At 42.3% G+C, this 25,473-nt stretch carries 25 protein-coding genes; 3 read left to right on the forward strand and 22 right to left on the reverse strand.

The genetic code is table 11. The features are described from left to right. Window positions 1–122: 122 nt before the first annotated feature. The 5 genes from DIU38_RS21350 to DIU38_RS21370 all read right to left on the reverse strand — a co-directional run bounded on the left by DIU38_RS21350 (window position 123) and on the right by DIU38_RS21370 (window position 6,060). Window positions 123–3,251 (reverse strand): PAS domain-containing protein, encoded by a 3,129-nt coding sequence (locus DIU38_RS21350; protein WP_091174586.1) that lies wholly within the window; start codon window positions 3,249–3,251, stop codon window positions 123–125. A gap of 3 nt (window positions 3,252–3,254) precedes the next feature. Further along, a complete protein-coding gene (locus tag DIU38_RS21355) occupies window positions 3,255–4,541 on the reverse strand; it encodes a serine hydroxymethyltransferase (protein ID WP_091174585.1) in 1,287 nt (428 codons plus the stop codon). 199 nt (window positions 4,542–4,740) lie between these two features. Continuing rightward, on the reverse strand, window positions 4,741–5,043 hold the full coding sequence (locus tag DIU38_RS21360) for a type II toxin-antitoxin system RelE/ParE family toxin (protein WP_112651476.1): 303 nt from the start codon (window positions 5,041–5,043) through the stop codon (window positions 4,741–4,743). Next, entirely contained in the window at window positions 5,040–5,273 is a 234-nt protein-coding gene (locus DIU38_RS21365; RefSeq protein ID WP_112651478.1) for a hypothetical protein, read from the reverse strand. Before DIU38_RS21365 ends, DIU38_RS21360 begins: the two co-directional genes overlap by 4 nt. 37 nt (window positions 5,274–5,310) lie before the next feature. Then, a complete protein-coding gene (locus DIU38_RS21370; protein ID WP_112651480.1) occupies window positions 5,311–6,060 on the reverse strand; it encodes a segregation and condensation protein A in 750 nt (249 codons plus the stop codon). Window positions 6,061–6,300: 240 nt separating this feature from the next. Here DIU38_RS21370 and dxs point away from each other — a divergent pair, with 240 nt between their 5' ends. Further along, complete coding sequence (gene dxs / locus DIU38_RS21375) at window positions 6,301–8,232, forward strand: 1-deoxy-D-xylulose-5-phosphate synthase (RefSeq protein WP_112651484.1); 1,932 nt, start codon at window positions 6,301–6,303, stop codon at window positions 8,230–8,232. 91 nt (window positions 8,233–8,323) lie between these two features. Here dxs and DIU38_RS21380 read toward each other — a convergent pair whose 3' ends face one another. The 17 genes from DIU38_RS21380 to upp all read right to left on the reverse strand — a co-directional run bounded on the left by DIU38_RS21380 (window position 8,324) and on the right by upp (window position 24,342). After that, window positions 8,324–9,910: a gliding motility protein RemB gene (locus DIU38_RS21380; protein WP_112651486.1), complete on the reverse strand. Its 1,587-nt coding sequence runs from the start codon at window positions 9,908–9,910 to the stop codon at window positions 8,324–8,326. 28 nt (window positions 9,911–9,938) lie between these two features. Next, complete coding sequence (gmd, locus tag DIU38_RS21385) at window positions 9,939–11,075, reverse strand: GDP-mannose 4,6-dehydratase (RefSeq protein WP_112651488.1); 1,137 nt, start codon at window positions 11,073–11,075, stop codon at window positions 9,939–9,941. Between the two features lie 146 nt (window positions 11,076–11,221). Continuing rightward, window positions 11,222–11,785, reverse strand: a complete 564-nt coding sequence (locus tag DIU38_RS21390; protein ID WP_091174567.1) for a DUF3109 family protein — start codon at window positions 11,783–11,785, stop codon at window positions 11,222–11,224. A 14-nt stretch (window positions 11,786–11,799) separates the two neighbouring features. Further along, window positions 11,800–12,594, reverse strand: a complete 795-nt coding sequence (locus DIU38_RS21395; protein WP_112651490.1) for a DUF3108 domain-containing protein — start codon at window positions 12,592–12,594, stop codon at window positions 11,800–11,802. A 94-nt stretch (window positions 12,595–12,688) separates the two neighbouring features. Next, a complete protein-coding gene (locus DIU38_RS21400; protein WP_090534980.1) occupies window positions 12,689–13,204 on the reverse strand; it encodes a DUF2480 family protein in 516 nt (171 codons plus the stop codon). Window positions 13,205–13,423: 219 nt separating this feature from the next. Further along, window positions 13,424–15,520, reverse strand: coding sequence for a peptidylprolyl isomerase (locus DIU38_RS21405; protein WP_243770687.1), 2,097 nt, complete (start codon window positions 15,518–15,520; stop codon window positions 13,424–13,426). Between the two features lie 124 nt (window positions 15,521–15,644). Then, entirely contained in the window at window positions 15,645–16,223 is a 579-nt protein-coding gene (gene lptC / locus DIU38_RS21410; RefSeq protein WP_112651494.1) for an LPS export ABC transporter periplasmic protein LptC, read from the reverse strand. A 9-nt stretch (window positions 16,224–16,232) separates the two neighbouring features. Beyond that, entirely contained in the window at window positions 16,233–17,555 is a 1,323-nt protein-coding gene (locus DIU38_RS21415; protein WP_112651496.1) for a hypothetical protein, read from the reverse strand. Next, a complete protein-coding gene (locus DIU38_RS21420; RefSeq protein WP_112651498.1) occupies window positions 17,548–18,291 on the reverse strand; it encodes a type III pantothenate kinase in 744 nt (247 codons plus the stop codon). The genes DIU38_RS21415 and DIU38_RS21420 overlap by 8 nt, the downstream gene beginning before the upstream one ends. After that, window positions 18,291–18,983 carry a phosphoribosylformylglycinamidine synthase subunit PurQ gene (purQ, locus tag DIU38_RS21425; protein WP_112651500.1) on the reverse strand — a complete coding sequence of 231 codons (693 nt, stop codon included), beginning with the start codon at window positions 18,981–18,983 and terminating at the stop codon, window positions 18,291–18,293. Before purQ ends, DIU38_RS21420 begins: the two co-directional genes overlap by 1 nt. A gap of 100 nt (window positions 18,984–19,083) precedes the next feature. Beyond that, entirely contained in the window at window positions 19,084–19,377 is a 294-nt protein-coding gene (locus tag DIU38_RS34165) for a hypothetical protein (RefSeq protein ID WP_317132408.1), read from the reverse strand. Window positions 19,378–19,430: 53 nt separating this feature from the next. Continuing rightward, window positions 19,431–20,069, reverse strand: a complete 639-nt coding sequence (locus DIU38_RS34170) for a hypothetical protein (RefSeq protein ID WP_244311229.1) — start codon at window positions 20,067–20,069, stop codon at window positions 19,431–19,433. Between the two features lie 62 nt (window positions 20,070–20,131). Further along, entirely contained in the window at window positions 20,132–21,121 is a 990-nt protein-coding gene (locus DIU38_RS21435) for a glycosyltransferase family protein (RefSeq protein WP_112651504.1), read from the reverse strand. A 121-nt stretch (window positions 21,122–21,242) separates the two neighbouring features. After that, window positions 21,243–22,097, reverse strand: a complete 855-nt coding sequence (locus DIU38_RS21440) for a UDP-2,3-diacylglucosamine diphosphatase (RefSeq protein ID WP_090534944.1) — start codon at window positions 22,095–22,097, stop codon at window positions 21,243–21,245. Window positions 22,098–22,350: 253 nt separating this feature from the next. Continuing rightward, the gene (locus tag DIU38_RS21445) at window positions 22,351–22,884 is read right to left on the reverse strand and encodes a DinB family protein (RefSeq protein WP_112651506.1); all 534 of its coding nucleotides are present in this window, start codon (window positions 22,882–22,884) and stop codon (window positions 22,351–22,353) included. Continuing rightward, the gene (locus DIU38_RS21450) at window positions 22,881–23,576 is read right to left on the reverse strand and encodes a YjjG family noncanonical pyrimidine nucleotidase (protein WP_112651508.1); all 696 of its coding nucleotides are present in this window, start codon (window positions 23,574–23,576) and stop codon (window positions 22,881–22,883) included. The genes DIU38_RS21445 and DIU38_RS21450 overlap by 4 nt, the downstream gene beginning before the upstream one ends. Window positions 23,577–23,697: 121 nt before the next feature. Beyond that, entirely contained in the window at window positions 23,698–24,342 is a 645-nt protein-coding gene (gene upp, locus DIU38_RS21455; protein ID WP_112651510.1) for a uracil phosphoribosyltransferase, read from the reverse strand. Window positions 24,343–24,474: 132 nt separating this feature from the next. On the opposite strand from upp, the gene DIU38_RS21460 reads away from it, so the two are divergent. After that, entirely contained in the window at window positions 24,475–24,972 is a 498-nt protein-coding gene (locus DIU38_RS21460; protein ID WP_112651512.1) for a GNAT family N-acetyltransferase, read from the forward strand. Between the two features lie 10 nt (window positions 24,973–24,982). Further along, window positions 24,983–25,462: a MarR family winged helix-turn-helix transcriptional regulator gene (locus DIU38_RS21465; RefSeq protein WP_112651514.1), complete on the forward strand. Its 480-nt coding sequence runs from the start codon at window positions 24,983–24,985 to the stop codon at window positions 25,460–25,462. The last annotated feature ends 11 nt before the right edge of the window (window positions 25,463–25,473 follow it).

The following is a 25,473-nucleotide window of genomic DNA, read 5'->3' on the forward strand; positions in this document are numbered from 1 at the left end:
ATCGCATACTACACAGGGCGGTCATGCTTCCATGCGATGGCCGCGCTATCGCAATAACACCTGTTTTAGTACCGGGATTTAAACAAACTAACCTCTAATCTCCAGTCTCTAATCACTAACACCTACTGCTGCTGGTACCTGCTTAATTTATCGTAAAGCACCCTCGGGTCAAAGGGTTTAAGGATGTAGTCATTCATTCCGGCATTGTTAATCTCGCCCATTTGGTTGCTGAGCATAGAGGCCGTAAGGGCAATGATTGGTAACTGCTGGAAATAAGCTTCTGTTTTAGCGCGGATAATGCCTGTCGCTTCCAAACCGCCCATTTCGGGCATGTGGATATCCATCAGCACTACGTTGTAGTTGCGGTTGGTTTCAACCTTTTCAATAGCTTCAATGCCGTTTTCGGCAAAATCAGCGCTGGCACCCCATTTCTTTAATATCTTATTAATGAGCAGGCGGTTAATCTGATTGTCATCTACTACTAAAACATTTATTTTAAGTCCTTCTTCCACGTTATTACTATTTCTGTTCGACTGGTAGTCTCCTTTTTTAAAGCCTATGGTAAACCAAAATGTTGATCCCTGTCCTGGTACGCTGTCAACATTTATGCGCGAGTCGTGCAGTTCAATTAACCGCTTGCTGATAGCGAGGCCAAGGCCGGTACCTCCAAACTTGCGTGTAGTATCCAGTTCGGCCTGCTTAAACTGCTCAAATATAGTACCCAGTTTATTTGCTGCAATGCCTATGCCGGTATCAATTACTGCAAACCTGATGCGCACATCCTGTTCTGATTGCTGAATCACTTTCAGATCGATGGTAACTCCACCTTTCTCGGTAAATTTAATGGCATTACCAACAAGGTTTAGTAATATCTGGATAAGTCGGGTGCGGTCGCCCAAAATCACTTTGGGTATAGCCTCATCAATGCTTTTGCTAATATATATATTTTTTTCGGCGGCTTTATACTGCATGGAGCTTGTTATGCTTTGAACAAGCTCGGTTAAATCAACCCGCTCCTTCTCCAGCTCAACATTCCCGGTTTCTATCTTGGCAAAATCAAGCACATCATTGATCAGTGTCATCAGGTTTTCGGCCGAGAATTTCAGGATGTTAAGGTTTTCCTTTTGCCCATCAAGCGGATCATCCTCTAGTAACAAATGCGACATACCAATTACGGCATTCAGCGGCGTACGAATCTCGTGGCTCATTACCGATATGAACATATCTTTGGCGCGACTCAGCTGTACAGCTTCCTCCCGGGCATTAATGAGTTCGATTTCAGCCTTCTTTTTAGCAGTTATGTCAATGATAACCTCTATGTATTTATCAACTTCGCCCTTACTGTTAATAATCACCGAGTTGATCACCGAAATCCACAAAGGCTGCCTGTCTTTCCGGTAAACCAGCAGGTCAACCTCAAACGATTGTTTATTGCGGGACAACTCCCGTGCCTTTTGGATAATAGATACGTCCGTAAGCTCCCCTTTTAGCACATCGCCAAGATGGTTGTCTTTCACATCAAGCAAAGTATAGCCGGTTATTTGCTCAAACGCTTTATTGACCCACTCAACCTTACCATCGCTGTTATTAATTACCACGCCACTGGCAGTACTGCTGGCCACCAACGAAAGCATGTTTACCTGCTCTTCGGTTTTCTTACGTTCGGTGATGTCAACCATTACAGCTATCTGTCTTTCAACACTGCCTGTTTCATTAAATAAAGGGCTATTTGACAGAAAGATCCAGATCGGGGTTTTGTCCTTTTTATAAACTTTTATTTCAACTTCATATCCCCGTTTTTCCTCTACAGCTTTTACTGCCGCCTTAAACACATTAAGGTCGGTATCTTCACCAACCAGCATGGTACCAAACATTTTACCACGCATTTCGTCAAACGTATAACCTGTTATATTCTCCAGGGCTTCGTTCATCCAGATCACCTCGCCCGTATTACTGCGGATCAGGATGCCGCTTGGCGATTTACGGGCCGCGAAGGACAGTATCTCCAGTTCCTGTTCTATTTTTTTACGCTGGGTTATATCAATAATAACCCTGATAAATTTATCTGTTTGGCCGGCACTGTCGCGGATCACCGAGTTAAATACCGAGATCCAAACCGGTTCACCACCTTTTTTATCTATCAACAAGTCTACTTCGTAAGATACCTGGTTGCGGATGGCTTCATCAAGCCGTTTTACAGCTTCGGCATCCAACGGTACACCTTTAAGCACATCGCGCAGGCGCCGGTTTTCTACATCGGCCTGGTTATAGCCGGTTATTTGCTCAAAAGCTTCATTGGTCCATATCACCTCATCTGCCGCATTGCTGATAACCACACCACTGGTAACCCTACTTGCCACCAATGATAATAATGCCAATTCATTGGCCACCTTTTTTTGATAGCTGATATCGCGCCCGCTGGCAAACCATTTATCACTTTTAAAAGTTACCGACCAGCTGATGCATTTAATATCGCCCGACGGTGTTATAATATTTGCTTCTATTTCGAAATGGCGTTGCTGCCTGCCTAATCCTTTTTTCAGGGCCGACAGCGATTTAGCCCGCTCTTCTTCCTGGAAAAAGCTCCAGATAGGTTTACCTATAACCTCAACGGGCGAATAGCCTAAAACAGATTTGGCAGAACGATTGATTTGCTCAATGATAAAATCCCGGTCCATAATGCAATGGATATCAGGAGAACTGTCAAAAAGATTATGAAACTCCTGATGGCTTTTCAAATTTTTCTCCAATTCAAGCTTCTGTTTCCGGAGCAGCAGGTGCGACATGACCTCATCGGCCAGCGTGCGGAGCGCATCACGCTGTTCGGCTGTGAGCTTACGCGGCTTTGTATCAATCACACACAATGAGCCAAGCCTGTGGCCATCCGGGTCAATCAACGGCGCGCCGGCATAAAAACGTACGCCCATTTCATTGGCTGCGGGATTATCCTTAAACTCCTCATCTTCTTTGGAGTCGGCTATTTCAAGAAGTGCATCAGATTGGATGGTGCGGTTGCAAAAAGCGTCGGCGCGGGGTGTTTCCCCCACGTCGACGCCGTATGCTGATTTAAACCATTGTCTTTCGGCATCAAGCAGCGTTATCAACGCTACCGGTACCTGGCATATGTAGGAGGCTAAACGCGTAATAGCGTCGTACTCCTTTTCGGGCATGGTATCCAAAACATTGTATGATTTAAGCGCTGCTAAGCGCTTATCTTCTATGTTTGATGGATCTTCCTGCCTTAGTGTCATTTTTTACTCTGAGTCCTTATCTCTGTACAACGGGAAGTCGTACATTAACTTGTGAACCCTTTTACGGATTTTCTTGATAGAATGTTCATTTTCAGGATCAGAAATTACAGCATCTATCAATTCAACAATATGCTCCATATGTTTTTCCTTCATCCCGCGGGTAGTGATAGCCGCAGTGCCTACACGGATGCCTGAAGTTACAAATGGCGATTTATCATCATATGGCACCATATTTTTATTCACGGTGATATCGGCAGTTACCAAAGCATTTTCGGCAGCTTTGCCTGTAATATTTTTATTACGAAGATCGATCAGCATTAAATGATTATCGGTACCGCCAGATATGATCTGATAGCCCAGCTTCACAAATGCTTCGGCCATAGCATCGGCATTCTTTTTAACCTGCACAATGTATTTCATGTAGCTATCGCTCAAAGCCTCACCAAAAGCTACTGCTTTAGCAGCTATGATGTGCTCCAACGGGCCTCCCTGTGTACCTGGGAACACGGCCATATCCAATAATGACGACATCATCCTGATTTCGCCTTTTGGAGTTTTGATGCCGAATGGGTTTTCGAAATCCTTACCCATCATAATTAAGCCGCCACGAGGGCCGCGTAAAGTTTTGTGGGTAGTAGTAGTAACGATGTGGCAATGTGGCAGCGGATCAGTTAACAAGCCACGGGCAATTAAACCTGCCGGGTGCGAAATATCGGCCAGTACCAAAGCACCAACCTCATCAGCCACCTTACGGATAAACTCATAGTCCCAATCGCGCGAGTAAGCCGAAGCTCCTGCGATGATCAGTTTTGGTTTTTCGCGCAGGGCTACTTCTTTTAACTGAGCATAGTCAACCAAACCGGTTTCTTTACTTACACCATAAAAATGAGGTTCATACAATTTACCCGAAAAGTTAACAGGCGAACCATGCGTTAAGTGACCACCATGTGAAAGGTCAAAACCTAATATTTTATCGCCCGGCTGCAATACAGCAAGCATAACTGCCGCGTTTGCCTGTGCACCAGAATGAGGTTGTACGTTAACCCACTCGGCATTAAACAATTGCTTAGCGCGCTCGATAGCTATGGTTTCAATTTCGTCAACCACCTGGCAGCCGCCGTAATAGCGTTTGCCCGGTAAACCTTCGGCATATTTGTTGGTTGCAACAGAACCCGCAGCTTCCATAACCTGCCTGCTTACAAAATTCTCAGATGCTATAAGTTCAATGCCCTCTTCCTGGCGTTGCTGCTCTTCATCCAATAGCTTAAATATCAGTTTGTCTCTTTTCATTGTGTGTTTTTAACGGCGCTAAGTTACACAATTGATATAGATTTGAGATGTGAGATATGAGATTTGAGATACCGCAATGTTAAATTTTACTCAATAAAAAGTAAACATAATATTATTTGCTATTCAGGCTTTTACAGCGAATAAATCAATAGAATTTCATACAGCTACAATGACTATAGATTACTCATGCATTGCAGGTTTAGAATTTAAGTTTATCCGGATCAAGCCGATTATCCCAAAACATTAAAAGCTCGATGATATTATTGGCTTTTACACGATAAAACAAGCTTACCTGTTTTACAACGACACATTTATGTGTATCACTTTGTTTAGAATAGGGATAAAGTAACGGGGTATTGGATATGTGACCGATCACTTCATTGGTACGTTTAACAAAGGCTATCACCTCTTTAACAGTCCAGTTCTCATCAAGATATTCCAATATCTCATAATAGGTAAGTTCTGCAACAGGCGACCAAATGACAATCTCGCGTTGCATCATTTATTCAGAAAACGAGATTGTATTTTAGCCATTACCTCTTTGTGGGGAGTACCTTTACCTTGATCAAGCTGATTTTTTGCTTTATTAATAGCTTGCTGAACCGGTGTTGGAAGATCTGACCAAAAATCATTTTCGGATAAGCCCAACAATGAGTTTATTTCATTAAGTATATTATCATCGTTACTCTGAATTATCTTTTCTACTATTTTATACTTTAATGCAATATCCATAATTTGAAACTTTATTATAAAGTTAATAATTTTGATTTTAACTTTCCACTTTCGGCGAAATCCAAAAGTTATTATAACCCAACCCAATCTGGATATCTATCAGCTCCTGTTGCAACATTTCAAGCACCGCCAAAAAGTTATATACAAAATGAACTTTGTTTTCAGATTCTTTGGCGATTGCTTTAAAATCGAGCATTTTATTAATCTTAAGCAGATCAGCAACTGCCTTCTTTTGTTTTTCAATGGTGTAGGGATACTGTACTACCGTGTGTTTAACCTCCTCGCTGCGCCTGGTGAAATTGCGGATCATCCGCTCATAAACAACCATAAGGCGATAAAGGGTTAATTCGGATAACTCTTCGCCGGGGACGGCCACTTTTTCAACCTGTTCAAGGTCATGTTTGATATTGCCGCGCTTTTCCTGTTTAAATCGCTCATCTTCCATGGGCCTGATCTCTTCACACACCTCTTTAAACTTTTTATACTCGATGAGCTTCCTGATCAGGTTTTCTTTGGTGTCCGGGTCATCGCCGGCCTCTTCGGTGCCGTAACGCGGCAACAGCATTTTGGCCTTAATGCGCATAAGTGTTGCTGCCACGAAAATAAATTCGCTGGCAATTTCCATATTGAGGCTTGACATCTGGTGCAGGTAGTTCAAAAAATCATCGGCAATTTTGGCTATCGGGATATCGTGGATATTCAGCTCATCACGCTCAATGAAAAACAGCAGCAGGTCAAACGGGCCTTCAAACTGGGGTAACCTAATGGCAAAACTATCGTCGGTCATAAAATCCGGTCAAAAATAAACATTTCGACCGGATTCATCGCAGTAAGAATTAAGCTGCAAAGCACAGACTTTCAGGTTTAAAAACAAACAATCCACTGCCTCTGTTAATCATCATAATATGCCTTAACCAAACTGTTTTGTTTGGCATATCCTGTTTGTTAAGTAATTTAATATCTTTATATACCCTGAATGTAACAATAATTAGTTTATTTTGCAGGTTAAATATCCTTACGAATGTCAATGCAGGTACCGGCCGGGAATTTATTACAAAAAATAAATTATCCATCTGATTTAAAGCTACTTAATGAAACAGAGCTTGAACAGGTATGCAAGGAACTACGCCAGTATATTATTGACGTGGTATCAGTTAATGGCGGGCACTTTGCCGCCAGCCTGGGTGTGGTTGAACTTACCGTAGCGCTACAATACGTACTTAATACGCCATATGATCAGTTAGTTTGGGATGTTGGGCACCAGGCTTACGGCCATAAAATACTTACCGGCCGCCGTGATGAGTTTCACACCAATCGCATTCATGGTGGCATCAGCGGCTTCCCCAAACGTTCGGAAAGCATATATGATACTTTTGGTGTAGGCCATTCATCAACTTCTATATCTGCCGCGTTGGGCATGGCTGTTGCCTCTCATTATAAAGGCGAAACAGACAGGCAGCATGTAGCCGTAATTGGCGACGGCTCGATGACCGCAGGGATGGCCTTTGAAGCACTTAACCATGCTGGCATTGAAAACTCCAATCTGCTGGTGATTTTGAATGACAATAACATGGCCATCGATCCTAACGTTGGTGCATTGAAAGAATACCTGACTGACATAACTACGTCAAAGCCATACAATCGCTTCAGGGACGATATTGCCCACGTACTGGCCAAACTATCATCCATTGGCCCGGATGCCTTTAAAGTAGCCCAAAAACTCGAAAAAAGCATTAAAGGCACCCTGCTTAAACGCAGCAACTTTTTTGAAGCGCTTAAGTTCCGTTATTTTGGCCCTATTGACGGGCATGATGTTAATCATCTGATAAAAGTTTTGAAGGACCTGCGCGATATTCCGGGGCCTAAATTACTGCACTGTATCACGGTGAAAGGTAAAGGCTATGCCCTTGCCGAAAAAGACCAGACCAAGTGGCATGCTCCGGGCTTGTTTGACAAGATCACCGGCGAAATCAAAAAAACTAAATACGACAAGCCTCAGCCTCCTAAATACCAGGATGTGTTTGGGCATAGTATCATTGAACTGGCCGAGCAAAACCCTAAGATCATGGGTATTACGCCGGCGATGCCATCAGGTTGTTCATTAAACCTGATGATGAAGGCCATGCCTAACCGTGCATTTGACGTAGGTATTGCCGAGCAGCATGCGGTAACTTTTTCTGCCGGTTTAGCTACCCAGGGGCTCGTTCCGTTCTGCAACATTTACTCCAGCTTTATGCAGCGGGCTTATGACCAGGTGATCCATGACGTGGCCATACAAAAACTCAATGTAGTATTTTGTCTTGACCGTGCAGGATTTGCAGGGGCTGATGGCGCTACGCACCATGGCGCCTATGACATGGCCTACATGCGTTGTATCCCCAATATGGTGGTATCTGCCCCCATGAACGAGGAAGAACTGCGCAACCTGATGTTTACTGCCCAGCAGGAAAACATGGGGCCATTCGTGATCAGGTATCCACGTGGTAATGGAGTTATGGTGGACTGGCAGCGTCCGTTCAAAGCCATCCCCGTAGGCAAAGGCCGTAAGGTTTGTGATGGCGATGATGTGGCTATCCTGTCTATCGGTGCTATCGGCAACGAAGTAGTTAAAGCCACTGCCGAACTTAACGCCGAAGGTTATAACCCCGCCCATTATGATTTGCGTTTTATAAAACCGCTTGATGAAGCTTTGCTACATGACGTATTCAAAAACTTTAATAAAGTAATTACTGTTGAAGACGGCTGCATTGAAGGCGGCATGGGTAGCGCGGTACTTGAATTTATGGCCGATAATGGCTATACCAATATCCAGGTTAAACGCCTGGGTATCCCTGACAAATTTATTGAACATGGCGACCAGCCCGAACTATGGGCCGACTGTGGATTTGATGCCAACGGTATAGCCAGGCAAGTACGTAACATGGCTGAGAAACGCAATGTGAATACGATAGCCTCGTAATGCAAAATTGTCATTACGTACAAAACATAAAAAGCGACTGATGGTCGCTTTTTATGTTTTGTTAAAATTCTTTAATCACGCAGAGCCCCAACTAATTCGCTTTATACCTCGCCAAATCATTGTATATAGCACGGAATGAACTGCGGATACCAAAGGTTAACATTGATGTTTTATCATTAAACTGACTGTTCTTTTCACGGCGCACAAGGCCGCCAAGCTCAAACCTTAAGTTATATTTAGGGTTAATTAAATAGGCCACTTTTCCCTCAAGGTAAACCATATTGGTGGTTAAGCCCTGCCCGGTGTAGTTGCCATATAACCTTGCCGGGTCACGATAACCCTGAAAGGGGTCCTTACCATAGTTCAGACCATTCATATCAAGCCCGTAATGGCCATAGTCGAGCTCTCCTGAAAAATCAAACCTTTTATATGAATAGTTAAGCAGTCCAACTACTTCGCGGAAATTGGCGCCCCAGGGATGTCCTATCGGCTCGCCATTTTCAGTGTAATTGATTACCGAAGAACGCTCTGAATAGGTATATGGTTTAACATTATTTGTCTCGAGCAAATAGTTTAAGCCTTTAACATTAAACAGGTTAGCCCCCCTTACACCCAATTGAAATCCGTATTTATTGCGTGAGCTACCTTTACTTGAAAAAAAGCTTGAAGACTCAAACTCGTCAAGCGAAAACTGACCATAAGCGGTGATGCCATCAGTTAGCTTATATTTAGCTGTAAATCCTATCAAAGCGTTATCGGGTGAGCCATTTGAAGCTTCAACAGGCCTTAAAAATATCACCGGGTTGATGTAAGTAAAATCAAACCCGCGTTTATGCCCTAAATCATCCTTAGCAGCCCATATCACCGCATCAAAGAAACCCAGTGATAACCGGTTAGATACGTTCCAGTCTAAATAGTGAAATACACCAAATTTTTTCCTGTCCCCGTTATCTACTTTTACCGAAAGCGGGTCATCAAAATAAGTCCACATTGCCATATAACGTACATTGCCCAGCGTAGCCGTTAGCTTGAAAAATGGATATGGTGACGCATAATCAGATAATAATAATGACCGGTAGCCATCGCCAACAAAGGTTTTATCGCGCCCCGCGCTGATGTTCAAAAACTTTATCGGTGTATACGAAACGTTAGCCGTGATATATGACCAGCGGTATTCATTGCCGTAAATACCGGCGTACGCCTGCCCGGGGGCTATACCAACCTGGTTAACGTAGGTTTGTAAATAATTAGGTAATACCGCACGGTTTTCATATCCGGCCACATTATACGAAAAGTTTTTTCCGAAGGTACCGCCCAACTGGATCCCAAGCGTACCAAAATTGGTATTCTTTTTCCCTGAGAAATCACGGCTTAGATTAAAGTCGGGCAATAGATCGGCATAGAAGGTGGAGTTGCTGCTCTTAACATCAATCTGATGTTCATTAAAAAAACGCCCTTTAAGATCGTTTAAGTTCATCAATGAGTCATAGTGAACTTTCAAAAGTGAGTCATCAACCATAAATGGTTTTAATGAACTATGTACTCTTGTTTTGGTTGAATAAACATCCTCATTTAGTTTCTGATAAAACTGGTAGTTATAAGGTTGATATATTGACTGGGTCTTCGCAACCCCACTTATCAAAAGCAGTAAAATAATGCTTGTAAATATTCTCTTCATATAATGGTTTATATGGTTTTATACTTGGTTATTCAAAATAATTAGGCGTGTTAAACCCACCTTTTTTCAGATATTCATCTTTTTTTACCAGTTGCAGATCTGCCAGTACCATATCCGTCACCAATGCCTGCAGGTCATATTTTGGTTTCCAGCCGAGCTTGTTATAAGCTTTGGCAGCATCTCCAATTAACAAATCAACCTCCGTCGGCCTGAAATACTTTGGGTCAACTTTTACAACAGTTTGCCCAAACCTCAAAGCCTCCAGGTTCAATCCAAGCGCGATGGCCCTTTCCTCATCAATATCAATAATCACCCCACGCTCGTTCTCATCCTTTCCGCTAAATTCAACTTCGATACCCAACTCCATGAAAGCCATCCTGATAAAATCGCGGACGGTGGTTGTTACGCCGGTTGCTATTACAAAGTCTTCGGCTGTTTCCTGCTGCAGCATCAGCCACATCGCCTCTATATAATCTTTGGCATGCCCCCAATCGCGCTGTGCCGAAAGATTACCTACATACAAACAGTTTTGCAGGCCTATGGCTATTTTTGATGCTGCCCGGGTAATTTTCCGGGTAACAAAAGTTTCGCCCCTTACCGGGCTTTCATGGTTAAACAAAATCCCGTTGCAGGCATACATACCATAGGCTTCGCGATAATTAACTACAATCCAGTAGCCATATAGTTTTGCCACCGCGTAAGGTGAGCGTGGATAAAAGGGAGTGGTTTCACTTTGGGGCACAGCCTGTACTAAGCCATACAGCTCGGATGTGGAAGCCTGATAGATGCGTGTTGTTTTAGTGAGATCAAGAAGCCTTACTGCTTCAAGAATACGTAGTACACCAACACCATCGGCATTGGCGGTATATTCGGGGGTTTCAAAGCTCACTTTTACATGGCTTTGTGCTGCAAGGTTATAAATTTCATCGGGCTGAACTTCCTGGATTAGCCTGATCAGATTTGTTGAATCGGTGAGGTCGCCATAATGCAGACTGAATTTAACACCCGACTCATGCGGGTCATGGTATAAATGATCTATCCTGGCGGTATTTAATAAGGATGAGCGGCGTTTAACCCCGTGTACCTCGTAGCCCTTCTTCAGCAAAAATTCTGCTAAATAAGCGCCATCCTGACCCGTTATGCCTGTTATTAAAGCCTTTTTCATTAATTATGACCGTAGATATATTAGGTAGTACAATAATATCCAATTTTATTGTAATTACTCCTATAACGCTCAATATATAGGTTTAGGCAAGGCGTTATACTACAGTTTAAGGAAAAAATATCCGGCTTAAAAAATTTTACAAAAGATTAAATCCCGGCAACGGTATCTTCCAGTTCCCGGTACCAATCTGCTCCGTATTTACGGATGAGCGGATCTTTCAAAAATTCGTGAACGCGTACTTTCAACTCATCCCCAAATGAACATGCAGGGCTGCAGATATTCCAACGGTCATAGTTTAAAACATCAAACTCGGGATAAGATGTTATGCGGATAGGATATAAATGGCACGAGATGGGTTTTTTCCAATTAACGGCACCTTCTTCATACGCTTTTTCAATGCCGCATTTAGTAATGCCGTTTTCCCATATTACATAGGCGCATTCTTTGTTGGTATCAACACAGGGCGTAGTATAATCCCCTTCAAAATCGGTAACGTAAACCCCTTCCTTTTCAATGGTTTTGATCCCTTTGGCGGTAAGGTAAGGCTTTACTTTGGGATAGATCTCTTTCAGGATATCGAGTTCATCGGCATTAAGCGGTGCGCCCGAATCTCCTTCAAGGCAACAGGCACCCTTGCATTTATTTAAATTACATACAAAATTCTCTTTTACCACATCCTCGTGCAGTAATACATTGCCAACCTCAATCATTATCTTTTTTTAAATCAATCTTTTATAGGGTTCAAAGGATATTTAAGTCCCGCAGCCGATTTCAGGTCCATTGTTACGCTGCCTATCAGCACTTCAACGTGGGCCTTTACCGGGATCCTGTTCTTATCGTTGGTAACCCAAAGGTACAACTTGCTGTTTTTCCGAAAAATGCGCCCCGGAATAATTGCAGGGCTAAATTTAAGACAATTAAACTTACCAAGCGAACACTCAACCGTTTCAGTGCCAACATAGGTTATTTGCATACTGTGAAACCCGTCTTCCAGGAAATATTGCAGATCAAAAGTATCGCCCTGTTGCAGCTTTGAAACATCAATGGCCCGCGCAAAATAATAAGCCGATACAAAATCAAAGGATTCGCCTTTATACCCGAATGTTCCTTTATTTGCCGTTACCTTCTTGTCTTTCTGATCAAATGTAACATTGTCGGTATGCCTGTACTTACCTTCGCGCCTGTTTTCTGTATAAAAATAGGGCATCAGTGTTGTCTGATCTACATATGATTCATAGCGGTTACGTACCTTGTAAAACAGGTCGAAAGAGCCGGCGGTTTTGCCTTCGGCCACGAGATGAAATGTAGGGCGGTCATTATATTTCTTATCGCTGGCCTCTACCTTTATGGTAGCTTCGGCAGCAGTAAAAAAACCGTATTTCATCTTGTAGTCCAGTTGTTCACCTGCTTTAAAGATCGACTCGTTGATCTTTTTCAGTTCCTGGGCAAATCCGCCCTTGCAGCAGGCTATAAAAATCAGTACAGTAAAAAAATATTTATTTATCAGCAGTTTCTTCATTGATTAATAGCCCTTTTTAGCCGGGCTTGTGATATGACAACTGCTATTATAAATGGTTTAAACTTGTTTTTATTGCGCACTGCCGCTTAAATACTTAATCCTTACGCTTATAGATAGGTACTGTTGAGCAAGGCTCACCAAACATGAGGCTTTTAACCACAGCACTCAGCTTTTTAGTCAGCTCAACATAAGCAGATACCGGCACTTCGGTATCGCCGCAACCTTTCAACACAATCCGCTGCCCACGGTATTGTTCAAAATCCGCTTTGGCTATTTCCTTTTCAAAAAGTACAGTTTCCAATACCTCTTTATCCCCAAAAACAATTTCGCGGGCGTAAGGGGCCATCCGGTTGGCCAGCAGCATATATGCCCAGGCTGGTACAATAGCATCGGCAGTGCAGGTGATACCTACATTTTTACCCTCATATTGTGCCCAGTCATGTTCCTTTATAAAGTCCCTGAAATCTTTCTCGCGAAGGATCAGGCCATGGAACAGGTTATCTTTAATATCATAAATAACGCGATCTCCGGCAGGATAAAAAGAGGCCGGGTCTAAGGTAACGAGGCCGCTCTGAGCCACCTTGTTTATTATGTTTTCCTGGATATCCATATCTTTTATATTTATTAAAGCTAAAAGCCTAATGCACAAAGCCTAATGCTCCCTTAGCCTGATAATCAATATTTGTACAAGCTGAAAGCAGGATATACAAAGCTTAAAGCTAATACTACTTAATTGCTTTATATAAAAGCTTAACAGACTGTATAAAAAACAAAAAATCCGGAAACGGCTTAACGCTGATCCCGGATGCAAATTTACTTTAAATTTTGTTTAGAAGAATTTAGCCCTGTTATCTTTTACAATTGCATTATCTTTTAATGCATCCAGCACCTGGCCTTGTGAACGTTGTAAAAGCGCCTGGTTAATTTGTTCTTTTTGTTTAATAGCATTGGTTAGTGCCGGCGGGTTAGTGAAACCATTAACCACATATACATATACACCCTGTGCACCATCAACAGGTTTTGAAATTTTGTTGATTGCCGAACCAAAGATTGAACCGATAACTTTATACTCTGCCGATTGACCTGGGATAATAGGATTGGCAAATACAATGTTTTCAACCGGAACTACCTTGCTGCCTACTTTTTGGGCAACCTGGTCAATTGAAGTACCGCCGCTAAGGGCTGTGTCAAATTTCTCTTTCAATTGTTTAGCTTTAACCTCATTACGTACCATTGGCTCAATTTGCTTTTTAACAGCCTCAAGAGATAACGTACCTTTAGGTTTAATTTCGGTAAGGCGGCTTACTATATACTGGTCGCCTACGGTAAATACTTTATCGGAAATATCGCCTTTTTCGGCTTTGTAAGCCCATCTAACCACGTCACGCGCGTTATCCAGGCCAGGAAGACCAGAAGCTATCGCGGTAACATCTTCGGCGGTACGGGGTTTCAAACCTTCTTTTTTAGCTTCTGCCTCAAAATTATCAGGTGTTAATGAGGCTAAGAATGCCTGGGCTTTGCTGTAAGCTACAGTTTGGGTTTTGCTGCTTGCAGTTAACGGCTTATCAACTACACCAACTTTAACCAGTTTAACAGAACCTTTCTGATCTTCAACCTGGATAACGTGGTAGCCAAATTGTGATTTCACAACAAGGATATCGCCTTTATTTGCTTTATAAGCAGCATTGTAATATTCAGGAACTAAATTGCCCTGACCGCCCATTGAGCCATTGGCGTCAAATGAAGGAATTTCACCGCCTTTTACCGCGCTGCCTTTATCGGCAGAGAAGGCTGTTGCAAGTTCGGCAAATGATTTACCGCCCTGGATTAATTTTTTAATTGAGTCGGCTTTAGCTTTAGCTTTTTCTTCACCGCCTGCAGATGCAAGGTCGATCAGGATATGCCTGGTTTTAACCGAATCGAAAGTGGTTTTGGTATCAACCAGCTTAGCTATTTTGTAGCTGCCGTTTTCAAGGTAAGGACCATAAACAAAACCTTTAGCCGCGCTAAACATGGCAGTATCCAGTTTAGGGTCAAGGCTGCCTTTACGCTGGTAAGCCAAAGGCGCTTTGGTTTCGGCATTGATTTGCACAAAAAGCGAATCGTTAGGAGTAGTTTTGAATTCATTGGCTAATTTATCAGCTTGTTGTTTAACTGCCGCCGAGTCTTCTTTTGAAGGGGCCGCGTTAAAACTAACGTATTCAAAATTCCTTAACTCTTGCGGAGTTTTAAATGAAGCTTTGTGTGCATCATAATATGCGCTGTAATCAGCATCGGTTAAAGTAACCTTAGCATCAGGGATTGAAGCATAATCAAGCGATACATATTTAAAGTTAGCCAGCTTGTTTTTTGCTTCGTAATCATCTGTAGCTTCAAGCGAGTTTACATACAGGCCGTTGGTAACCAAAGTCATGTATTTGGTGGCTTTTTTAGCTTCTATCAGGTCGATCACAAAATCACTCCAGGCTTTTTTCTGAGCAGGGTCGGCTTTGCCTGATTGCAGGTAGGCTTTGAACTGATCATACCTGCTGCGATCAAACTGACCGGTTTGCTGATCGGCAAACTGGCGGGCTATCTGCGGGTCGGGATTGTTATCACCTATCATTACATTCATTTCATCATCACCAACGGTAAGGCCAAGTTTTTCAATCTCTTTGCCTATCAACAACTGGCTTAAATACTGGTTCCAGGTAGTTTCCTGCAGATAGCTGGCTATCTGCGGAGAAATACTTTGTCCTTGTTGTTTAAACTGTGCAGAGTTTTGCTCCAGCTTTTCGTTGAATTTGTCATAGGGCACTTTTTCGCCGTTTACAACGGCAAGCTCGTTACTATCGTCCCTGAAAAAGGAACCGCCCGATCTTACAACTTCGCTCACAATAAATGCAAGCAGCGCGAAACCAATAAAGAATGCGAGAATCTTCCCCATCCTTTCGCGCAAAAAACCCATTATACCCATATTACATTTATAATTATTCTATTCTTTTTAAGAGGGCGCAAGATACAATTTTTAACAAAATTCTATAACACAAAATTTTCGTTAAAAAAAGTCATTATTGTGTCGCTTTTTCATCAACATGAAACAGCCCGGTGCTGCTTTTAAAGGTAGGGTTCAAAAGCTTATCATCACTTTCAAAGGTATTGCCGTTCATGACATTACCGCCGCTAAGTGTGGCCTGGACGGGTTTGTTAGAATAAACCCGCTTGGTTACCTGGTCCCAAAATAATTCGTTTGATTTAAAGGTTTCGCCTTTGGCGTTGGTTGCAACTACGTTGCCATGAAATTCTATCAATTTTTCCTGCTCACGCTGGATACCTGTGTCGGCAATGATATCACCGGCAAACTGGCCAGTTCCCCGATCATAGTAGTCGATCTTTACGCCTTTAGGCATAATTTTATAAGGCTTCTTGATCTGGTATTCGATCATCAGCGGGGCGGTAAGATGGATCTCCACTTTGGCCGAATCGCTCATGATCAGATCAAGCCCTGTAGTGCGCCGGGTTACTGTATCAACCTCATTAGCTGAAATTTCCCTAACCTTTTTCAGGTCATTTTCGCACGAAGACAGGAAAGCCGCCATTGGCAACAGTAACAGGCATAAAGCCGGTATATTAACTGCAGGGCGGCTCATGACGGCGAATTAGTCGAATTTATACTTGGTAAACCACTTATCGTTAAGGGTAAAGCCAAGGTGAATGTTAACATAGTTTTCTTTAACCAAACCGTTAACCAACGAACCGCGCTGACCTATTTCTGCCGCGATATTAATTTTATAGTAACTGCCGTTATTTGAGCGCAAAGGCAAGCCAACACCTACAGTACCGGCATAACGTTTAATAGTAGTACCGTTAATGTGCATGTAGGTTTGATCATATATAGCACCTATGCGGTAATCAACAGTGGCAAGATAGTTTCTGATGGTTGCGATGTTCGGGGTATATGAACCACCGATATTGAAAGTTTTGCTATCCTGTAAACCCTGGTTTACGCCGGCGATTGACAAGTCGGACCATTTACCCATGGAGTAATCTGCACCAACCAAAAATTTACCATCACTTTGGAAAGAGATCCCGAACCTGTTGATCTGCGGTAATTTTAATTTTGATTTAGGCCCGGTTGTGCTAACCACGCTATCGGCAGCTATGTCCTGGTTTCCGTTTGCATCGTTAAAGTACTGGCTAACAATAAAGCTGCTTTGCGTGTGCAGCTTTGTACCTGCAGATGCCGAATAGCCAAATACAAGGTGCTTGGTTTCAGACAAATCAAATGAATACTGCAAGCCGTAATCATAGTTGATACCTCCAATGGCATTGCTCGATTGAATTTTTGAGTTGATGGCACCTGCCAGGCCAGGAATTTCGGTAGTAGCGATATCTTTAATATTACCAAATATGTACGATACGTTTGCACCTAATAACAAATGCTTACCGATGCCAAAACCATATCCCAAATATGCTTTTGATAAACTACCATCGCCGCTATAACTGTAATTTGTTACGTTGGTATCGGCAGGTGAACCCGAGGTTCCTAATTTATTCACCGTTTTTTTAAAATTATAGCCGCGCTCACTGTATGGCAATAAACCAAAACTCAATGCCGAACGTTTTGAAGTAGGGATGGCGAACGCGATGTGGTTAAGCCTGAAATTACTGTTTTTTTGGCTTGCCGAACCGGTTTGCGACAGATTTAAAAAGTTTGCATATAAGCCAACATCAATGGTTGTAAGATTAATGGCACCGTATGAAGCCGGATTTATTACGTTGATATTGTTAAAAAGGCTTATCCTGTTTGTAGCTACAGCTATACCGCCCATACCTATGTTTTGGCCCATCAGTTGAGGATCAATATCACCAATACCGTAACGTGAATATGGAGAGCTTGAAGTTGCCGTTGATTGCGCATGTGCTGAAAAAGCGGCAACAGCCAATAAAAGTGTTATAAAAAACCGGGTATATTTAATCATTATGCTTTTGTATAGCTGCGTTTAATCCTTTTAAAACCAAATATGGTTCAATTTTTATGTAGCGGGCAAAGATGCTATTTTTCAATAGAGTATCAAAAAAAATGCTGTCACCCCCGCTTAGTATAATGTTCAGTTGCCCCTCGCCGGTTTTATAACTTTCAATAAAACCGGTAAGCTCATATTTTACTCCGTTTTGTACTCCCGAACGGATGGCCGTGGTTGTATTGTTTCCGTATGGCGTATCAAAACCGGCATCGGGTTCAATAAGCGGCAAACCTGCCGTATAATTGTTCAAAGCCTTATAACGCATATTTAAGCCCGGCGATATGCTGCCGCCAAAATAATTCCCTGCGGCGTCGATACCATCATAAGTAATGGCCGTGCCCCCGGTTATTACCAGGCTATTTTGCCCCGGGAATATATGATATGCACCAATAACAGCTGCCAGCCTGTCGGGCCCAAGGGTTTCAGGGGTTAAATAATGGTTATTTATTCCGCTTGTCATTAACGTATTAAAATGCGTCAGCGGAATTTTTTGCCCCAGCCCGGCCTGCCATGCTTCTGTATTTTTTTTTACCGATGATATGATTGCCTTAACAGGATGGTATTTGTTAAGCAAAGCATCCAGTACCGGCATATCAATGGTTTCATATTGGCTAACCTCAAGTATTTCGTCCAGTTTAAAAACCGCGATTTTGATGAGCGTATTACCAATATCGATAACCAGGCTGGTCATCAGGCCCTAACTATTGATAATATTGATTCAAAAATAGCTAAACCATCTTCATTGGCTAATAAGCCGTCGGCAGCACGTTCCGGATGCGGCATTAAGCCAAATACATTCCTGCCTAAGTTTGTAACACCTGCAATGTTTTCCAATGATCCGTTAGGATTTGAGTCGGCAGTAATATTGCCGGCCTCATCGCAGTACCTGAACATTACCTGATCGTTATCGTTAAGGGCTTTGATCACATCTGCATCAGCAAAATAGTTGCCTTCACCATGTGCTATCGGGATCCTTAAGGGTTGCTGCGGATCAAGCTGAGCGGTAAGTAATGATTGAGTTGTTTGCGGTTTTAAGTAAATGTTGCGGCAAATAAATTTGCGATTGGTGTTGTGCAATAGCGCACCTGGCAACAAACCGGCCTCGGTCAATATCTGGAAGCCATTGCAAATACCCATTACATAACCACCTTTGGCAGCAAACTGGATAACCTCCTGCATAATTGGCGAAAAACGGGAAATAGCGCCCGAACGCAGGTAATCGCCAAATGAAAAACCACCGGGTAAAACAACAAAGTCAACACCCTGCAGGTCATGATCTTTATGCCATAACCTTACCACTTGCTGACCCATCACTTTCTCTAATACATATATGATATCCTCATCACAATTAGAACCGGGAAATATAACTACTCCAAACTTCATCAGAATTATTTTTTAAATTGAGGTTGAACCTAAATAGCTTATTATATAGTTTCAGGCTACAAAACTAACATAACCGCCGAAATAAGGACGAATGTAAAAGTTAAAATTTGTTAAACTGAAAGTAAATGATGCTGATAAACAACAACAAATACAATATTTCATAAAACCAGCGCTTGGTTGCATACAAAAAATAATAGGCAAAAAACACCGTTACCGGCACTGCACAAAGCAAAAAATGGCTCAGGCGAAATTCCGAATTGAGATAAAATGAAAGTGATGTGATCAGAAAAATAAAAAACAAAAGCTGGAATGTTTTACGGATCTGCACGTAACTTTTAAAGAAATTTTGCTGCAGCTTAAAAAAACAAAGCACTAATATTACAATAACCGGCACCAGCAACAGGTAGTTATAGGAGTTAATACTGATATGATCGGGAAATTTTTTGCCTAAGGGCGACCAGATATGGCTAAACCGGGCAGCATATCATTCATAAAATAAATAACCGCAAGGAAAAAGAACACGGTTACATAACCTAATATCGAAATAACCCATTCGCGCCAGTTAAACGGCCTGAATATCATAAGCGCTATCCATATAACCAGGAACAAATAAATAAACGGGAAATAAACAAGCGAACCCACCGCTACGATCAAACCCAGATCATAAGTTGTTGACTTAACATCCTCCCCCTTATACAGGTTGAATAATTTAAACAACATCCAGATGAGTAAGAAATTACATAAAAGCGGGGCACTTAAAGTTAAAAATGGCGTAAACAAGCCCGAAAGCGTGATATACATCAGCGCCGGCAAAAAGGTTGGTTTGCCTAATAAATTATGATGATTAATTAACGAATTAAGCAATAAAGCCTGGATAAATACAAGCCCGCCGGCCAGTATCACGTTAAGCAGCGGCGAAAACGCGTATTCATATTTTACGGGTACCAGCAGCCGTGCAAAGGGTTCCACAAAAATAAACTCAACCTTTTCGGGAACCTGCACCATGAAACCTATCCGGAGCACGAACAGCAAAATAGCCAGCCATATAATATTAAGGGGATTATAGTTCCTGAAAAGATTGATCATATGTGCGGCCGTGTTTGCGGTTGCAAAATTAGCAGAAAAACCGCTTAAGTTGCAATGCTTTACTACCTTGTATACTGCTTTACCAGTTTATCAACAATAGCGGCGGTTTCATCCGGAAAATCAACTACAATCTTTTTACTGTCGTTTATCCAGTGGTTTAAATGGCCGTTAAACTTATCGTTTATTTCGCTCACCACCGGAACACCCAACCTGGAGGCCGAAAGCGCGTTACACTGCTGTTCGTATTGCCCTTTCATGGGTATCATCATTACCTTTTTCTGTAAAAACAGGGCCTCGGCGGGGCCTTCAAAACCGCCCCCGGTAAGCAAACCTGTACAGCTTGCCAGGCTTTTGTTAAAAGCTTCATTATTTACGGGGAAAATCTCCACATTTCCCGATTTGTAGGCCTGCTTTTGCCGCTTTGAAAACACCTGCCATTTAACCTCTCTTTCGGCACTTAAATATTTCAGCAGTGTTTTGTCATCATAAGCCGGCAGGTAAACTGTATAATGGCCCAGGTCGGAGGTTTCCATCTGCCTGATCTCGCTCCGGATTACAGGGGTATTGATAAAAGTATCATAACGCTCAAAATGGAAGCCTACATGATAGGTAGTAGGCGAATAGTTTTTTAAAAGCCATTGTGCAAAAGGATCTTTTTTTTCGGGGCGCGGTGTTTTAGGTGATACAAACGAGCACTGGTGACTTAAAGATACCGACGGTACACCCCGTAATTTACAAGCCCAGGCACTTACGGGTTCAAAATCATTGATGATGAGGTCATATTGTTTCAGGGGAAGGCTCCGCAGATCGCGCTGAAACTGGCGCAGGTTCATGATTTTCCAGGTAGCCCAGTTATCCACGCCGCCATTGGTACCAAATACAAAGCTTACACCATGAAAGCGATATTTCAGGGGTTGTGATAATGATACTTCGGCTTCGGTGCCGCTTACCAGCAAATCAACTTCGCCGTATTGTTGCAGTAGGGGCACAATTTCCCTTGCCCGGCTTATATGCCCGTTACCTGTTCCCTGTATACCAAACAGTATCTTCATTAAAATAAATTGTTTTCAAATAGGATGATGATTGCGCCGCAGATACAACGGATGCACTGATTTATCCGCACCAATATTCAGGGGCTTAATTTAGTAAAGAAAAATGTTTTCGGTAAGTAATTTAATCGTGTTCGTGCTTAAAGCGCTCCAACAAGTTTTTAACATCGAGCATAGCGTTCAGATCTTCCGAATCGGTTTTATCATCTTCATCAGCATCTGTATTGAAATCATCCGGCTTGTATTTAAACACTTCCCATTTGCCATTGTGATATTCAAGAGCGCTTAAACTTTCTACCCAATCGCCCGAGTTGAGGTAAAGTACCGAGCCTGTATTTTGTGTAGACGTAATTTCCCTGATTTCGGCATGGTGAATGTGACCGCAGATCACGTATCCGTATTGTTTATCGACAGCCAGATCGGCTGCGGTTTGCTCAAATTGGTTAATGAATTTTACTGCTTCTTTAAAACTGGCTTTCACCTTTTGCGAAAAGCTCATTTTTTGCCTGCCAATAGCGGTAAGGAACCAGTTTACAAAACTGTTGATCAAAATCAATGTGTCATAACCAACCGCCCCGAGTTTAGCCAGCCATTTGGAGTGCTGCATGGTAACGTCAAACACATCGCCATGAAAGATCCAGGCTTTTTTGCCATCGATATTTAACACAAGCTTATCAAGCAGCTGAAAAGTGCCCATGTTAAAATCGGTAAACTTGCGCAGCATTTCGTCATGGTTGCCGGTTAAATAATAAACCGGGATGCCATCGGTAACAAACTTCAGGATGCGGCGCACCACTTTCATGTGCGCCTCGGGCCAGTATGATTTACTAAATTGCCAAATATCAATAATATCGCCGTTAAGGATAAGGATTTTGGGCTTGATGCTTTTTAAATATTTAAGCAACTCTTTTGCGTGACAGCCGTAAGTACCAAGGTGCACATCAGATATTACTACAATATCAACTTCGCGTTTTGCCATTAAATTAAGGGGGCTATTTTACAGGCCGGCAAGATATGCCGGAAAACAACATTTTCATTAATAAAGCAACGATTACTCGTCGTCCTCATCTTCGTTAACAGTCAATTCATATGGACTTGCATAGAAGCAGCCGACCAGGATCAGCAACCCTATAACTACCAAATAAGCATACTCAAAATTCATCACAAAGATTTTTACAAATGTCTGAAATTTAACATTATCCTACTGTTAAGACTACATTAAATATAAAAGGTTACTTTGCTGTATTAAATTTATTTTTGATCCTGTTAAGTTGTTTCAAGTGGTGCTGTAAATGAATGCGGATAAACTTAAACCATTGCCTGGCATTAAGCATTCCCATACGCGGGTGCTTGTATCTGTTAGCCGGCGATGATTCGGCAATGAGTGGCATAGTAGTTTCAATCCGTTTGCGGCATTTGATGATCAGGTTTTTGGCATCTTCCTTACTGATCTTATTGGCAGCCATTTTATCGCTTACCGCATTGGGGACTGTTGTTTTAACCGGTGGAAATTTACCTAACAACAGCAAGATCCGGCCTTCCCAATTAATGCCTTTTTTAGTTGGCTCGCAATTGCCGTGGGTGCAACGTTCAAGCGCGATTGATGAACCCAGCGTAGCCTGCATAATATGGCTGTAAACCTCGGCAAACGACCAGCCGCCATCCTCCGGAGTAACATCAAACAACACATCGGGGATAACATCCAGTTGTTTGCGGTATTCATCAAGGGCTGCATCAATAGCTTTACGTTCTTTGGCGATACTCATAAAAGTAAAGTTAACTCTTTTAAATGAGCAATCTGTACGGGCACATCCTGAGGTTTTTCCGCATTAAAAGGATTAAAATAAATGGCATCTATCCCAAAACCAAGCGCCCCGCGGACATCAGCTTCGATGCTGTCGCCGATCATCACACTTTCTTCTTTCGATGCCCCGGCCAGGTCAAGCGCGTGTTGAAATATGGCTTTGTCCGGCTTGTTAACGCCAACATCTTCGGAGATGATAATGTTCTGAAAATATTTTGCAAGATCGGTCCCCGCGATTTTTATCCGTGTTGAATCTTTAAACCCGTTCGAGATCAGGTGCAGGGTATATTTTGATTGCAGGTATTGCAGTGTTTCGTGCGCATGCGGAAACAAGTTGGTTTTGGTGGGACAAAGCTTTACATAAGCGTCCTCAAAATCAAGCGGCATCAGGTCGGGATGCAAACCAAGATCAGTAAAAGTTGATTTGAAACGGGCCTCGCGCAGTTCATCTTTAGTGATCTCGCCGATATGATACTGTGCCCAAAGGCGATGATTGTTACGGGTATAAGTTTCGATGAACAACTCGGCAGATTGCAAACCAATTTCGCCAAGCTGGTGAATAACATATAACTCATGCAGGGCCTCTTCGGCATTTTTATCAAAATCCCAGATGGTATGATCGAGATCAAAGAAGATGTGTTTGTATTGTTTCATGTCGGATTTCGGATATTCGATTTCGGAATTTTTTTATTTCCTATTTATAAATCGAAAATTCAAAATTAAGAATTTCAATATTACTAAATCCGAAATCCCAATTCCGAAATTCGAAATCAAACTACACTTTTTCCCCAAATGCCAGGTCGCCCGCATCACCCAGACCAGGTACAATATAAGCTTTGCTGGTCATTTCGTCATCAACAGCGCAGAGCCACAGCTTGGCTTTTGGGAGATTGGCTTTAACATGCGCCACGCCTTCGGTGCTGGCAATTACAGCGGCAATGTGCAGCTCCTTTATTTTATACTGAGCCATCAACTCCTTACAAACCGATACAATACTTTGCCCGGTAGCCAGCATGGTATCGCACAAAATAAAGATCTTATCATCAAGGTTAGGGGTTGAGATATGATCCACCTGGATCAAAAAGCTGCCGTTGCGTTTCACCTTGCGATAAGCTGTGATAAATGCAGAGGGCGACCGGTCAAAAAACTGCATAAAGCCTTGGTGAAAAGGGAGCCCGGCCCGTAATATAATACCCAGCACCGGTTCGTCGGCCGGCATATTAACACTGGCTGTACCCAGCGGGGTTTGAATTTCTTTGGTTTCGTAATGTAATGATTTGCTCAGCTCATAAGCCAATATAACTCCTAACCTTTCCTGGTTCCGCCTAAAACGTGCCTTATCCTGCTGAATAACGGCATCCCGTAATTCGGCAAGAAACTGGTTGGCAATGGTATTGGTTTTATTGAGGATGAAAATCATGCTTAAATTTAAGCGTTTTTAAGCAATAATATCACTATTTGTTTATTAAATGTCATACCGCACCATGGGAAGGATAATAAATTTTGAATATATGTAGTTAACTACGTAGATTTGTACATAAATATTAAAATCATGGATACTACACCTGTTATCAGCTCACTCAACAATACTTATTGCCAGCAGATCATTGATATCATTTTACCAATTCAGCAAATTGAATTTAATGTGCCAATCACGCTTGAAGCCCAACCCGACCTACTTGATATTGAAAGCAATTACCACCAAACCGGCGGCAACTTTTGGGGAGCGATATATAACGAACAACTTGTTGGCACCATAGCCCTTATTGCTTTTGATAATAATGCGGCGGCCATACGCAAAATGTTTGTGCTTAAAGAATACCGCGGCAAAGAGCTGGGTATTGCACAACTATTGCTGGATAACCTTATTGCTTATTGCAGGGAAAATAACATTGCCGACATTTATTTAGGCACAGTTGAGATGCTGAAAGCCGCTCATCGCTTTTATGAAAAAAATGGCTTTACCCGCCTTGCCAAACAGGATTTGCCTGAATCATTCCCGCTTATGGCTGCGGATACTATTTTTTATGAGTTACATTTGAACAATTAACAGCGGTATAATGAATGTTATTGACGAATCGGGAATTTTAGCAATTTCAACAAGGTTGCAGCGCCTGGCCGAGCAGCTGCGCAAGGAAGGCGTACTTATTTATAAAGCCAGCAATATTGATTTTGAACCCAAATGGTTCCCTGTTATTTACACTTTACATTTTAAGCCGCTTTTAAGCGTAGTGGAAATCGCCGCTGAAATTGGCTACACCCACCCTTCCACCATCAGTCTGTTAAAAGAATTGGAAAAAGAGAAATTGATCCGATCAAAAAAGGACAAGGCCGATGAAAGGAAGCGGCTTATCATGTTAACAACAAAAGGCCAGGAACTTATTGTGCGCATGAAACCCGTTTGGGAAATTATGAAAGCGGCCGCCGCGGAAATTGCCGACACCCAAAACAACCTGATGAAGGCTATTATTGAAGCCGAAGAGAAAATAAAGCAGCAGAGTTTTTTGGATAGGGCGCTACGTTTAAAGGCGGAAATGTAATTTATTACCCC

The organism is Mucilaginibacter metallidurans (assembly GCF_003286435.2).
GTDB classification, from domain to species: Bacteria; Bacteroidota; Bacteroidia; order Sphingobacteriales; family Sphingobacteriaceae; genus Mucilaginibacter; species Mucilaginibacter gossypii.